General features: G+C 69.7%; 13 protein-coding genes. 7 read left to right on the top strand and 6 right to left on the bottom strand.

Annotated features, from left to right (window positions below; genetic code table 11):
- Positions 1-56 precede the first annotated feature (56 nt).
- The gene (locus ACO2Q3_RS04575; protein ID WP_423305352.1) at positions 57-554 is read left to right on the top strand and encodes a pyridoxamine 5'-phosphate oxidase family protein; all 498 of its coding nucleotides are present in this window, start codon (positions 57-59) and stop codon (positions 552-554) included.
- A gap of 226 nt (positions 555-780) precedes the next feature.
- Here ACO2Q3_RS04575 and ACO2Q3_RS04580 read toward each other — a convergent pair whose 3' ends face one another.
- The gene (locus ACO2Q3_RS04580; protein ID WP_423305353.1) at positions 781-1,827 is read right to left on the bottom strand and encodes an aldo/keto reductase; all 1,047 of its coding nucleotides are present in this window, start codon (positions 1,825-1,827) and stop codon (positions 781-783) included.
- A 258-nt stretch (positions 1,828-2,085) separates the two neighbouring features.
- Between ACO2Q3_RS04580 and ACO2Q3_RS04585 the strand changes: the two genes are divergently transcribed.
- On the top strand, positions 2,086-2,766 hold the full coding sequence (locus ACO2Q3_RS04585) for a Crp/Fnr family transcriptional regulator (RefSeq protein ID WP_423305354.1): 681 nt from the start codon (positions 2,086-2,088) through the stop codon (positions 2,764-2,766).
- Between the two features lie 106 nt (positions 2,767-2,872).
- Here the strand turns inward: ACO2Q3_RS04585 and ACO2Q3_RS04590 are convergent, their stop codons facing one another.
- The 4 genes from ACO2Q3_RS04590 to ACO2Q3_RS04605 are packed head-to-tail and all read right to left on the bottom strand — an operon-like array spanning position 2,873 to position 5,372.
- Positions 2,873-4,285, bottom strand: a complete 1,413-nt coding sequence (locus tag ACO2Q3_RS04590) for a cytochrome P450 (protein WP_423305355.1) — start codon at positions 4,283-4,285, stop codon at positions 2,873-2,875.
- A gap of 11 nt (positions 4,286-4,296) precedes the next feature.
- Positions 4,297-4,722: an SHOCT-like domain-containing protein gene (locus ACO2Q3_RS04595; RefSeq protein ID WP_423305356.1), complete on the bottom strand. Its 426-nt coding sequence runs from the start codon at positions 4,720-4,722 to the stop codon at positions 4,297-4,299.
- 12 nt (positions 4,723-4,734) lie between these two features.
- Positions 4,735-4,995, bottom strand: coding sequence for a hypothetical protein (locus tag ACO2Q3_RS04600; protein WP_423305357.1), 261 nt, complete (start codon positions 4,993-4,995; stop codon positions 4,735-4,737).
- On the bottom strand, positions 4,992-5,372 hold the full coding sequence (locus tag ACO2Q3_RS04605) for a DUF2089 domain-containing protein (RefSeq protein WP_423305358.1): 381 nt from the start codon (positions 5,370-5,372) through the stop codon (positions 4,992-4,994). The genes ACO2Q3_RS04600 and ACO2Q3_RS04605 overlap by 4 nt, the downstream gene beginning before the upstream one ends.
- Before the next feature lie 200 nt (positions 5,373-5,572).
- Here ACO2Q3_RS04605 and pstS point away from each other — a divergent pair, with 200 nt between their 5' ends.
- Both pstS and manD read left to right on the top strand, forming a co-directional pair.
- Positions 5,573-6,652 (top strand): phosphate ABC transporter substrate-binding protein PstS, encoded by a 1,080-nt coding sequence (gene pstS / locus ACO2Q3_RS04610; RefSeq protein WP_423305359.1) that lies wholly within the window; start codon positions 5,573-5,575, stop codon positions 6,650-6,652.
- Positions 6,653-6,765: 113 nt separating this feature from the next.
- A complete protein-coding gene (gene manD, locus ACO2Q3_RS04615; RefSeq protein ID WP_423305654.1) occupies positions 6,766-7,983 on the top strand; it encodes a D-mannonate dehydratase ManD in 1,218 nt (405 codons plus the stop codon).
- A gap of 4 nt (positions 7,984-7,987) precedes the next feature.
- On the opposite strand, the gene ACO2Q3_RS04620 is transcribed toward manD, so the two are convergent.
- Positions 7,988-8,152 carry a hypothetical protein gene (locus ACO2Q3_RS04620; RefSeq protein ID WP_423305655.1) on the bottom strand — a complete coding sequence of 55 codons (165 nt, stop codon included), beginning with the start codon at positions 8,150-8,152 and terminating at the stop codon, positions 7,988-7,990.
- A 195-nt stretch (positions 8,153-8,347) separates the two neighbouring features.
- Here ACO2Q3_RS04620 and ACO2Q3_RS04625 point away from each other — a divergent pair, with 195 nt between their 5' ends.
- The 3 genes from ACO2Q3_RS04625 (at position 8,348) to ACO2Q3_RS04635 (ending at position 12,541) form a co-directional block, all read left to right on the top strand.
- Positions 8,348-10,759: a TIM-barrel domain-containing protein gene (locus ACO2Q3_RS04625; RefSeq protein WP_423305360.1), complete on the top strand. Its 2,412-nt coding sequence runs from the start codon at positions 8,348-8,350 to the stop codon at positions 10,757-10,759.
- 151 nt (positions 10,760-10,910) lie between these two features.
- Positions 10,911-11,585, top strand: coding sequence for a DUF969 domain-containing protein (locus tag ACO2Q3_RS04630; RefSeq protein WP_423305361.1), 675 nt, complete (start codon positions 10,911-10,913; stop codon positions 11,583-11,585).
- Positions 11,582-12,541 carry a DUF979 domain-containing protein gene (locus ACO2Q3_RS04635; RefSeq protein ID WP_423305362.1) on the top strand — a complete coding sequence of 320 codons (960 nt, stop codon included), beginning with the start codon at positions 11,582-11,584 and terminating at the stop codon, positions 12,539-12,541. The genes ACO2Q3_RS04630 and ACO2Q3_RS04635 overlap by 4 nt, the downstream gene beginning before the upstream one ends.
- The last annotated feature ends 4 nt before the right edge of the window (positions 12,542-12,545 follow it).

A 12,545-nucleotide genomic window follows, 5' to 3' on the forward strand; every position in this document is an offset into this window, starting at 1 on the left:
CCAAGGACCCCGTGCCGGGTTGAGGGACTGAACCCGAAATCCCGGAGACCCGCACCATGCAGATCGACCTGAGCAAGCCCGCCGATGTGGAGATGCATCTTTGGGAATGCATAGAGGGGCACAAGGTCGGCATGCTGAGCCTTGGCGGCGGCTACCTGCCCCACGCCCAGCCGATGACCGCCTTTCCCGAACGTTCGCGCCGCCAGCTGTGGTTCTTCACCCGCAGCGACACCGACCTGGCCCGCCAGGCGCAGAGCGGCCGGCCGGCTTTGTTCAGCTTCCAGCACAAGGACCTGCACGCCTCGCTCTCCGGCGAGCTCAGCCTGCAGCACGATCCGATCCGCATCGAGCGCTACTGGAACGCCATCGTCTCGGCCTGGTATCCGGGCGGCCGCAGTGATCCTGCGCTGACCATGCTGTGCTTCGAGTGCGAGGATGCGCAGGTCTGGCTCTCGGAGGCCCGCCCCGTGCGCTTCGCCTGGGAAATCGCCAAGGCCAACGCCACCCGCCAGCCGCCGGACGTCGGCGCGCGGGTGCATCTGGACTTCCACTAGGGCGACGAGCACGCGCTCCTTCCCCCCTCCACCGTCATCCTCGGGCGTTAGTCCCGAGGATCCATGAACACAGGAGAGGCCGTTGCGAGCGGCAGCGGAGCGACGCACGGCGACCGCCACGTCGTGGCGCGCCCTTCGTAGCGCGCCATTCGTTCTCACGTGTGCATGGACCCTCGGCACAAGGCCGAGGGTGACGGCAAGAGTTGGGATGAAGCGCCTGCGCCCCCTACCCCTTCCGCACGAACGGCCTGGGCGTGCGGTTGGCGCCCTGGCGCTGGAACATCCAGCCCGGGTATTCCGACGGCAGCTCGGACACCGCGTCCAGCGCCTTGACCTCGTCGGCCGTCAGCTCCAGGTCGGCGGCGGCCAGGTTGTCGTCGAGCTGCTCCTCGGTCTTGGCGCCGATGATCACGCTGGTGACGAAGGGCTTGGCCAGCACCCAGGCCAGGGCCACGCGGGCCACGGAGACGCCGTGGGCGTCCCCGATCTGGCGCATCGCCTCGACTACCGGCCAGGCGCGCTCGGTGTTCACCGGCGGGAAGTCGAACACCGTGCGGCGCGCGCCCTCCGGCCCGTTGCTGCCCGGCCCGAACTTGCCCGACAGCAGCCCGCCCGCCAGCGGCGACCAGACCAGCAGTCCCACGCCTTCGCTCTGCATCATCGGCACGATCTCGCGCTCCAGGTCGCGGCCGGCGATGGAATAGTAGGCCTGGACGGTGGCGAAGCGGCTGAGGCCCCGGTGGTCGCTGATCCCCACCGCCTTGGCGATCTTCCACGCCGCCCAGTTGGAGCAGCCGACGTAGCGGACCAGCCCCTGGCTGACCATGTCGTCGAGCGCCCGCAGGGTCTCGTCCAGCGGCGTGACCGGGTCGTTGCCGTGGATCTGGTAGAGGTCGATGTGGTCGACGCCGAGCCGATCCAGGCTGGCCTTCACCGCATCCATCAGGTGCCCGCGCGAGGCGCCGCGGTCGTTGGGTCCCGGCCCCATCTCGCCGAACGCCTTGGTGGCGATCACCACGTCCGAGCGCTTGACGCCCAGGTCCTTCAGCGACTGGCCGACCAGCCGCTCGGACAGGCCCTGCGAATAGACGTCGGCGGTGTCGATGAAATTGACGCCGCTCTCCAGCGCCTTGCCCATCACGCCGTTGACCTGCTTCTGGTCGAGATCGCCGATGGCGGCCCAGATGCCGCCGGCGGCGCCGCCGAAAGTCATGGTTCCAAGGCAGATTTCCGAGACGAACAGGCCGCTGCGGCCAAGTTGGCGATATCGCATAGTTGCTTCCGATGTTCCGAGGTTGTGGACAAGAGCCTGGTCCGGCGAATGTCGGCTAGCCGACAGCCGTTGATCTTCTAGAACTGCCTTCTGCGCATTCGCTCACAAGTGGTTGCCTGATCTGGATTTTCCTTGGACCGCGAAAGGTCGGGTTCCAGACAGTCTCAAGCGGAGCCGATCGATACCTTGCAACCGTCGCCGCAAGACGACGTTCGATTCGCCATGACGAGACCGTTGCACCCCTTGACGAACCGCCTGTTGAACGCGCTTTCCCCAGAGGACCATGGTCTGCTGACCCCTCACCTGACGCTCGTGGAGCTGGAGAAGGGGCGGCTGCTGTACGATCCCGGGGACGAGATCGACACCATATACTTCCCGCACAACACCGTCATTTCCCTGATGACGCTGATGCGCAACGGGGCGGCGATCGAGAGCGCCACCATCGGCCGCGAGGGCGCGCTGGGCCTGATGGCCGCCGCCGCGCCGCGCCAGTCGCTGAGCCGGGCGATCATCCAGGTCGGCGGCCGCGCCTCACGGATCAGCGCCGCGCACCTGCACGAGGCCTGGGCCAAGAGCGCCCACCTGCGCGACCTGGTGGATCGCCACACCGACGCCCTCTACGGCCACGCCATCCAGTCGGTGGCCTGCAACGCCCTGCACTCGGTGGAGGCGCGGTTCTGCCGCTGGCTGCTGTCGTGCCGCGACCGCATCGACATCGACACCGTCAGCCTGACCCAGGAGTTCCTGGCCGACATGCTGGGGGTGCAGCGTACGACGGTGACCGCGGTCGCCGGGGCGCTGCAGGCCAGGGGCCTGATCCGCTATCGCCGCGGCGTGGTGGACATCCTCGATCGCGCCGGGCTCGAGGCGATGACCTGCGAATGCTACGGCGCGGTGCGGCGCACCTACGAGCGCCTGCTGCCGGTCTCGTTCGACTGAAATAGTTCGTTCGACCAAGAAAGCGCCCCCTCCCCAGAACCTTCGCAGGAAGGCAGACGGGAAGGGGGCAGTCGGTCCGGCGTCGCCGGGGAGGCTCGGGGCGGGATCAGACCCGACGTTCGACCATCATCCGCATGCCGTACTTGGGCCGCAGGGTGACGTTGGCCAGGGGCACGATGTCCTGCCCCGGCGAGAGGCTGAGCCGATAGCGCTGCGCCAGGCCGGCCAGGATCAGGGTCGCCTCGTTCATCGCCAGCACCTGGCCGATGCAGACCCGCGGCCCCGCGCCGAATGGCATGTACGCCAGACGCGGCCGGCCGGCGCTGCGCTCGGGCAGGAAGCGGTCCGGATCGAACCGCGCCGGGTCGTCCCACAAGGTCTTGTGGTGGTGCAGCAGCCAGGGGGCGATGGCGATCGCCTGGCCCTTGCGCACCTTCACCCCGCAGATTTCGTCGTCGGCGACGGCCACGCGGGCCGAGATGCCGGGCGCGGTCGGATAGATGCGCATGGATTCCTCGACCACTCGGCGGGTGAAGGCGAGGTTCGGCAGGTCCTCCTGGGTCGGCGTGCGCCCGCCCAGCACCCGGTCCAGCTCCTCGTGCAGCCGCGCCTCCTCGGCCGGATGCTGCGACAGCAGATACCAGGTCCAGGTCATCGCCTGGGCGGTGGTCTCGTGGCCGGCGATGAAGATGGTGATCACCTGGTCGCGGATCTCGCGCGAGGTCAGGGCCGCGTCGCCGCCCTCGTCGTGCGCGCCGACCAGCCGGCCGAGCAGGTCGGCGGCGGAACCCTGCGGGTCCTTCTGCCGGGCGTCGATCATGCGGTTGATGGCGGCGTCCAGTGGCCGGAAACGCTCGGCCATCTGCTGCACGCGCCGGTCCATGCGCATGCGCCCGATCACCGGCAGCACGTCCAGGATGCTGAACGGCCCGATGCCGATCCCGTCCTTCATGCTCTCCGCCACCAGGCCGATGACGTCGTCGCTGTCGGCGGAGAACATGGTGCCGGCGATGATGCGCAGGGTCAGCCGGCTCATCTCGGCGCCGATGTCGACCTCGCCGCCCGGCGGCAGCTGGTCCCAGTGGCCGTAGAAGCCGTCGCAGGCGCGGCTGATCGCCGGGCCGTAGCCGGCGACGCTGCGCGGATCGAACGCCGGGGCCATGATCCGCCGGTGGCGACGCCAGAGCTCGCCGTCCGTGCCCAGCAGGCCGTTGCCGAACAGGGCGCGGAAGATCCGCTGCTCCATCTCGGTCTTGGGATAGTTGGCGACGTTGTCGATCAGCACCCGCTTGACGCCGGCCGGGTCGCTGACGATCAGCGCCGAGCCGCCCAGGGCGCGCAGCAGATAGATCGGCTGCTCGAAGGCGATCTGCGGGATGTTGCCGAACACCCGCTCCTTGCGCGCCTTGCGCGCGGCCGCTCCCTTCAGGGTGCGCGGATCGGCAAGGCCGGGCAGGACGGGCCGCTTGCCGGCGGTGGGGGCGGCAGGCGCGAGCCCGTCGGCGAGGGTCATCGACATGGGCCGGTCTCCTATTCGCAGAACACGCGGACCTTGGCGTTGTCCGCATCGACGTCGACCGTGAGGTCGCTGAGCTGTTCGATCAGGTCTTCGAGGTTCTCCGGCTTCAGCTGGTTGAGGTCGAAGGCGATGCCCTGGCGCGCCATGGCGGCGTTGACCTGCTCGCGCGCCTGCGGCGGGATCAGCGCGCTGAGACGCACCCCGGCGCGCAGCAGCTGCATCGGCACCCGCACGTTCACCTTGGCCGGGCCCTGCGGATCGTTGGCGTCAACCACCACCCGCAGGTACTTGGCGCGGGCGGGCCGGGCGACCGGGGCGGGGTCGGCATAGGGCGGTTGCGAAGGCTGGCCAAGGGCGGCGATCAGCCGGTCGGCCTCGTCGGCGGTGATCTTGCCCTCCGCCAGCATGCCCAGGATCGCGCGACGGTCATCGCTCATGGAAGAGCTCCTTCAGGTGATGTGCAGGAAGACGGAGGCGTCGGGCGCCTCGACTTCCACATGCGTCCCCGAGAGGGCGCAGAAGACGGCGAAAAAGCTGCCGACGGCGGCGAACGGGTTCATCCCGGCGATCGCGCCCAGGATCATCACCGCCGGCACGATCAGCACCAGCAGGGGCGCCAGCAGGATCCAGATCAGCACCAGCGGCAGCCAGATGCGGATCGGCCGCTGGTGCACGGTCCGCACGCTGACGGACAGGAACAGCGGGATCATTTCAGCGCCTCCAGCGCCTTGACCGCCTCGTCGGCGCTCAGCTCGCCGCGGCGCAGGCGGTCCAGCACCTCGGCGCGGGACGGCTGCGGCGCCAGGTCGACGAACTCCAGCTTCTCGGCGATGCGGTTCAGCCGGGCCTTCACCGTCGGGTAGCTGACGCCGAACACCTGCTCCATCTCCTTGATCGAGCCGTGGCTGCGCAGGAAGGCGGCGACGAACACCTGGTCCTCGCCGGAGAGGCGGGCAAGTTCGGGGATCGCCCAGCGCCCCTCGATGGCCACGTCCTTGGCCGTCAGCCGCACCCGCTCGACGACGAACGGCTGGTCCCGGGTCAGATCGGTCAGCTCCTGCCAGTCCGCGGTATCGCCCTGCGCCATCGCATCCTCATCATTCTTGATTTGGCACTTAATATTTTTAATTTCAACGCGCAAGAAGTTTGATTTTCCGTGGATCAGCCTTGAGAAACGGGCTGCGGCGGCCAAGCCTCACGGCAGCGCTTGCATCGACGCGCGCAACAGGCTTCATCGAACCGTCGCGCGAAGGCGCCAGAACCGTCCGCACCCTACGGAGGATATCCATGAACAAGCGGAAGCTGCTTCTCACCGGCCTGGCCCTGACGGCCGGCGTGGCCCTCGCGGCCTGCGGCAACAACGGCGGCTCGAGCGCCGGGGGCGGCGGCGGTGGCGGCGGCATCTCCGGCGCGGGCGCGACCTTCCCGGCCCCGCTCTACGCCAAGTGGGCCGAGACCTATAAGGCCTCCACCAACCTGACCCTGAACTACCAGGCGATCGGTTCGGGCGGCGGCATCAAGCAGATCGAGGCCAACACCGTCGACTTCGGCGCCTCCGACAAGCCGCTGAAGCCCGAGGAACTGGACAAGCAAGGCCTGATCCAGTTCCCCACCGTGATGGGCGGCGTCGCGCCGATCGTGAATCTGCCGAACATTCAGCCCGGCCAGATCAAGCTGACCGGCGCGGTGTTGGGCGACATCTTCCTGGGCGCCATCAAGACCTGGAACGCGCCGCAGATCGCCGCCCTCAACCCGGGCGTGGCCCTGCCGAACCTGCCGATCACCGTGGTGCACCGCGCCGACGGCTCGGGCACCAGCTTCCTTTTCACCTCCTACCTCGCCGGACAGAACCCGACCTGGTCGTCCAAGGTCGGCGCCAGCGACTCGGTGAACTGGCCCACCGGCCAGGGCGGCAAGGGCAACGACGGCGTCTCGGCCTTCGTGAAGACCACGCCGGGCGCCATCGGCTACGTGGAATACGCCTACGCCAAGCAGAACAAGATGACCTACGTGGACCTGAAGAACCACGACGGCCAGTTCGTCGCCCCCGAGGCGAGCGCCTTCGCCGCCGCGGCGGCCGGCGCCGACTGGACCAAGGCGCCGGGCAACTACCTGCTGCTGCTCGACCAGCCGGGCGCCAAGTCGTGGCCGATCACCGGCGCGACCTTCATCCTGATGCACAAGGCCCAGACCGACGCGGCCAAGGCCAAGGCGGTGCTGAGCTTCTTCGACTGGGCCTACAAGAACGGCGACGCCACCGCCGCCTCGCTCGACTACATCAGCCTGCCGGACACGGTGAAGGACATGGTCCGCAAGCAGTGGACGGACGGGCTTAAGGGCCCCGACGGCAAGCCGGTGTATCCGTAGGCCGGATCACCACCTAGCGCCGGCGCGCGCCAGCGGTTAGGCCTTGGCCTCCATCGGAGGATCATGCCTTGTCCGCTTCGCCGCCGGCCGCTTCCGCCCGTGAGGCGGGCCGCCTGACGCCGTTCCGCATCACCGGCGCGCGGGTGATCGTCACCTGCCCCGGCCGCAACTTCGTCACCCTGAAGATCGAGACCGACCAGGGTGTCCACGGTATCGGCGACGCCACCCTGAACGGCCGCGAGAAGGCCGTGGTCGCCTATCTGGAAGACCACGTCATCCCGGTGCTGATCGGCCGCGACGCCCGGGCCATCGAGGACATCTGGCAATACCTGTACCGCGGCGCCTACTGGCGGCGCGGGCCGGTGACCATGCGCGCCATCGCCGCCGTCGACGTGGCGTTGTGGGATATCAAGGCCAAGGCCCTGGGCGCGCCGCTCTACGACCTGCTGGGCGGACCCAGCCGCCACGGGGTGATGGTGTACGGCCACGCCAACGGCGGCGACATCATCGAGACGGTGGACGAGGTCGAGCGCTATATCGGCCTCGGCTACAAGGCGGTCCGCGCCCAGAGCGGCATCCCCGGCGTCGACAAGGCCTACGGCGTCGGCCGCGGGCAGATGTTCTACGAGCCGGCGGACGCGACCCTGCCCACCGAGACGGTGTGGTCGACGCCGAAGTACCTGACCCATACGCCCAAGCTGTTCGAGGCGATCCGCGACCGCGTCGGCTTCGACACCCACCTGCTGCACGACGCCCACCACCGCCTGACCCCGCTGGAGGCCGCGCAGCTTGGCAAGGCGCTGGAGCCCAGCCGCCTGTTCTGGCTGGAGGACGTGACCCCGGCCGAGAACCAGGAGGTATTCCGCCTGATCCGCCAGCACACCACCACGCCGCTGGCGGTGGGCGAGGTGTTCAACACCCTCTGGGACGCCAAGGACCTGATCCAGAACCAGCTGATCGACTACATCCGCGCCACCATCGTCGGCGCGGGCGGGGTCACGCATCTGCGCCGAATCGCCGACTTCGCCTCGGTCTGGCAGGTGCGCACTGGCTGTCACGGCGCCACGGACCTGTCGCCCGTCACCATGGGCGCGGCCCTGCACTTCGACACCTGGGTTCCGAACTTCGGGGTGCAGGAATACATGCGCCACACCCCCGAGACCGACGCGGTGTTTCCGCACGCCTATCATTTCGAAGACGGCCTGCTGTTCCCTGGCGACGCGCCCGGCCACGGCGTCGACATCGACGAGGCGCTGGCGGCGAACTATCCCTACGAGCCCAAGCAGCTGCCGGTGGCGCGGCTGGAAGACGGGACGATGTGGAACTGGTGAAGGGCTACAGGTCCCCCGGCGCCGGCGCCTCGTCCGCCGCGGCATCGAGATAGGGCAGCAGGTCGAGCGGCCGGGCCTCACCCGCCCGACGCCTCAGGAAGTCGGCGGCCGTCTCCACCGCGCCGACCTTCTCAGCCACCGCGACGGCGATCCATTGATTGAGCGACACGCCATCTTCCTTGGCGAGCCGCTGGGCGGCAGCCTTCACCGAAGCCGGCAGCTTCAGGGGATAGGACGATCGGGCCATACTAGAGCTCTCTCAACACATCGCCGGGCCGCAGGACGGGAACCGCGAACCGGGTCGCGGCCGGCAGAGATATGCAGGCTAGCGTCTTGGGGCTAGAGGCGCACCGCGCTACGAAGCTTGCGTGCGCACCCCACCCTTGCCGCCCCGCCGATCTTCCGTCTCGCCGGCCGCGACGGGCCGCGGCTGGACCTCGCCTCCGACACGGCGGCCACGGCCCATATCTTCGTGCTGGCCGACGACATCATGCGGGTGCTGGTGCTGCCGGAGGGGCGGCTGAAGGGGCCGAACAGTTGGGCGATCGCGCCTTGGCAGGACGACTGCCCCGCGGAAGGCCGCAGCCGGTTCGACGTCTCAGGCTTCCATCCGCCGGACATCCTGCTCGAGGAAGCCGACCGCCGACTGACGATCACCACGTCACGCCTCAGCCTGTCGGTCAGGCTGGATGGCCTGTTCCTGAGCTGGCGCCAGCGCGGGACGGACGGCGAATGGCAGGCCATCGCTCAGGACCGCCCGACCCAGGCCTACGACTTCGGCTGGTGGGATGGGCGGGCGCACCACTACCTCGCGCGCAAGCCCGGCGAGCGCTATTTCGGCCTGGGGGAGCGGGCGGGGCCGACCGATCGCGCGGGCGGGCGCTACAGGCTCTCCAACCTCGACGCAATGGGCTACGACGCGGCTTCGACGGACCCGCTGTACAAGCACATCCCGTTCTACATCACCCATCGCGACGGGCCCGCGGGGGCGTTCGGCCTATTCTACGACACCCTCGCCGACTGCACCTTCGACTTCGGGCGCGAGTTGGACAACTACCACGGCCACTACCGCGGCTTCGTCGCCGAGCATGGCGATCTCGACTACTGGCTGATCGCCGGCCCCCGCGTGGTCGACGTGGTGCGGCGCTTCACCCGGCTGACCGGGCGACCGGCGCTGCCGCCGCGCTGGGCCCTGGGCTATTCCGGGTCGACCATGAGCTACACCGACGCGCCGGACGCCCAGGCGCAGATGGAGGGCTTCCTGGAAGGGTGCGAGGCGCACGACATCCTCTGCGACAGCTTCCACCTGTCCAGCGGCTACACCTCGATCGGGCCCAAGCGGTACGTGTTCCATTGGAACCGCGACAAGTTCCCCGATCCCGCCGGCTTCGTCGCCCGCTACGCCGCCGCGGGCGTGCGGCTGGTTCCCAACATCAAGCCGGCCCTGCTGCGCGACCACCCGCGGTTCGAGGAAGCCCACGCCAGGGGCCTCCTGATCGCCGATCCGGACGGCGAGCCGGCGTGGATCCAGTTCTGGGACGAGGTCGGCGCCTATCTCGACTTCACCAATCCGGCCGCCGCCGACTGGTGGAAGGCCCGGGTCACCGAGAGTCTGCTGGACGTCGGCATGGCGGCCACCTGGAACGACAACAACGAGTTCGAGGTGATCTCGCCGCGCGCCACCGCCCACGGCTTCGGCCGCCCGCACCCGGCCCGCGAGACGAAGCCGCTGCAGACCCTGGCGATGATCCGCGCATCGCGCGACGCCCAGCTGGCGCACGCGCCCGACCGGCGCCCGTTCCTGGTCTCCCGCTCGGGGGCGGTGGGCATGCACCGCTATGTGCAGACCTGGTCGGGCGACAACTACACCCGCTGGGAGACCCTGCGCTTCAACCTGAAGATGGGGCTGGGCCTGGCGCTCAGCGGCGTGTCCAACACGGGCCACGACGTCGGCGGCTTCTCCGGCCCGGCGCCGGACGCCGAGCTGCTGGTGCGCTGGGTGCAGTTCGGCCTGCTGATGCCGCGGTTCTCGATCCACTCCTGGAACGACGACGCCACGGCCAACGAGCCGTGGATGCATCCGCGGGCGACACCGTACGTGCGCGACCTGATCAAGCTGCGCTACCGCTTCCTGCCGCAGATCTACCGCCTGCTGTTCACCTATGCCGAGCTCTGCGATCCGGTGATGCGGCCGACCTTTCTGGATTTCCCGGACGACCCGGCCTGCCTTTCCGATGACGATAGCTGGATGCTGGGCCCGGACCTGCTGGTCGCGCCGGTGGTGGAGCCGGGCCAGGCGGAGCGCAGCGTCTGGCTGCCGGCGGGCGCTGACTGGCTGGACTACTGGAGCGGCCAGCGCCACGCCGGCAGCCGGCGCATCACCCTTTCCGCTCCGTGGGACAAGCCGATCCTGCTGCAGCGCGCCGGCAGCGGCCTTGCCCTCAACATCGCGCCGCAGACCTTCGCCCATCGCGCCGACACCCGCGCGATGCTGATCGCGCCGCTGGACGAGGGCGCCTTCCAGGCGATCAGCATCGAGGACGACGGCGAGAGCCAGGCCTGGCGCCGCGGCGGGACCGCGCTCTGGCGACTGAGGGTCATATGCTCCGCCGAGACGATCACGGTGGCCCCGAGCCTGGAGGGCCACTATCCCGCCGCGCGGCGGCTGGTGCTGCTCCTGCCGGCGGGAGAGACGCGACCGCTGACGGTGGAGGGCGCGCACGCCGAGCCGGAGACGACGTTCGAGGGGTGGCGGGCCGTGGCGGTGCGGGTGTGAGGGCGGCGCTTCGCTGGAGCCCCCTCCACCCCCTTCGGGGGTCCCCCTCCCCCAACGGGGGAGGAGAAGCGCCGCTACCGTTATCTTCCCCCACTGGGGGAAGTCCGGCCGAAGGCCGGGATGGGGGCTCCGGCGGAGCGGCGGCCAGCCCATGATCGTCCTGATCGGCATCGCCATCGTCGTCGCCGGCTTCCTGCTGCGGTTCAATCCGCTGCTGGTGGTGGTCGCGGCGGCGATCGCCACCGGGTTGGCGGCGGGGATGGGTCCGGTGGTGGTAGTCTCCGCCTTCGGCAAGGCGTTCAACGACGCCCGCTACGTCAGCGTGCTGTGGCTGGTGCTGCCGGTGATCGGGCTGCTGGAACGCTACGGCCTGCAGGAGCGGGCGCGCCAGCTGGTGGGGCGCCTGAGGGCGGCCACGGTCGGCCGGCTGCTGCTGATCTATTTCGTGGTGCGCCAGCTGACCATCGCGCTGGGGCTGCCCGGCCTCGGCGGCCATGCCGCGATGGTCCGGCCGCTGGTGGCGCCGATGGCCGAGGCGGCGGCCGAAGCGCAGGATCCGGCGCTGGACGACGCCGGCCGGGCGCAGATCCGCGCCCACGCCGCGGCGGTGGACAACATCGCCGCCGTGTTCGGCGAGGACATCTTCATCGCCGTCGGCTCGATCCTGCTGATCAAGGGCTTCATGGCCGCCAGCGGGGTCGACGTCTCGCCGCTGAAGCTGTCGCAGTGGGCCATCCCCACCGCCGTGATTGCCCTAGCGGTCCACGCGGTGAGGCTGCTGCGCCTCGATCGGCGGCTCAAGCGGCAGGTCGGGGGCCGGCGATGATCACCCTGGAGTGGGTCTACATCGTCGTCGGCGCCCTGATGGCGGTCGTGGCGGCGCTCAGCTTCAGGGACCGCTCCAATCCGCGGCGCCTGCGCACCAGCCTGTTCTGGAGCCTGTTCGCCCTCAGCTTCCTGGGCGGCAGCCACATCGGCGACTTCGCCAACGGCCTGCTGGTGCTGGCCATCGCCGGGGTCGCCGCCTGGGGGCCAGGCCACAGCCGGGCGCAGACCACCAGCGCCGCAGAGCGCCAGGCCTCAGCCGGGCGCTGGAAGGAGGCGCTGTTCGCCATCGCCCTGGTGATCCCCGCGGTCGCAGTCACAGGAGCCCTGGCGGTCAAAGCGCCCGGCGTCGACTGGACCAGGGTCCTGGACGTCAAGCAGGCCACCGTCATCTCCCTCACCCTGGGCGCCCTGGCGGCGCTGGCCATCGGCATGCTGGTGCTGCGCCCGCCCCTCGTCGCGCCCTTCCAGGAGGCGCGCCGGCTGATGGACGCCATCGGCTGGGCGGCGATCCTGCCTCAGGCGCTGGCCGCCCTGGGCGCGGTGTTCGCCCTGGCCGGGGTCGGCAAGGTGATCGGGCATCTGGCCGCCGGGGCCATCCCGGCCGACAGCCGGCTGGCGGTGGTGGTCGCCTACTGCGTCGGCATGGCGCTGTTCACGATGATCATTGGCAACGCCTTCGCCGCCTTCCCGGTGATGACCGCCGGCATCGGCCTGCCGCTGATCGTCGGCAAGTTCGGCGGCGACCCGGCGGTGATGGCGGCGATCGGCATGCTGTCCGGCTTCTGCGGCACCCTGGTCACCCCGATGGCGGCCAACTTCAACATCGTGCCGGCGGCCCTGCTGGACCTGCCCGACCGCTACGCGGTGATCCGGGCCCAGGCGCCGACGGCCCTGGCCATGCTGGTCGCCAACACCGCCCTGATGGATCTGCTGGTGTTCCACCATTGGAGCTGACGTT

The organism is Caulobacter sp. KR2-114 (assembly GCF_049446115.1).
Classification (GTDB): Bacteria; Pseudomonadota; Alphaproteobacteria; order Caulobacterales; family Caulobacteraceae; genus Acaudatibacter.

Excerpts from the sequence above, each read along its gene's own strand:
- ACO2Q3_RS04575 (WP_423305352.1), top strand. The coding sequence starts at position 57 with ATGCAGATCGACCTGAGCAAGCCCGCCGATGTGGAGATGCATCTTTGG.
- ACO2Q3_RS04580 (WP_423305353.1), bottom strand. The coding sequence starts at position 1,827 with ATGCGATATCGCCAACTTGGCCGCAGCGGCCTGTTCGTCTCGGAAATC.
- ACO2Q3_RS04590 (WP_423305355.1), bottom strand. The coding sequence starts at position 4,285 with ATGTCGATGACCCTCGCCGACGGGCTCGCGCCTGCCGCCCCCACCGCC.
- ACO2Q3_RS04595 (WP_423305356.1), bottom strand. The coding sequence starts at position 4,722 with ATGAGCGATGACCGTCGCGCGATCCTGGGCATGCTGGCGGAGGGCAAG.
- ACO2Q3_RS04600 (WP_423305357.1), bottom strand. The coding sequence starts at position 4,995 with ATGATCCCGCTGTTCCTGTCCGTCAGCGTGCGGACCGTGCACCAGCGG.
- ACO2Q3_RS04605 (WP_423305358.1), bottom strand. The coding sequence starts at position 5,372 with ATGGCGCAGGGCGATACCGCGGACTGGCAGGAGCTGACCGATCTGACC.
- pstS (WP_423305359.1), top strand. The coding sequence starts at position 5,573 with ATGAACAAGCGGAAGCTGCTTCTCACCGGCCTGGCCCTGACGGCCGGC.
- ACO2Q3_RS04630 (WP_423305361.1), top strand. The coding sequence starts at position 10,911 with ATGATCGTCCTGATCGGCATCGCCATCGTCGTCGCCGGCTTCCTGCTG.
- ACO2Q3_RS04635 (WP_423305362.1), top strand. The coding sequence starts at position 11,582 with ATGATCACCCTGGAGTGGGTCTACATCGTCGTCGGCGCCCTGATGGCG.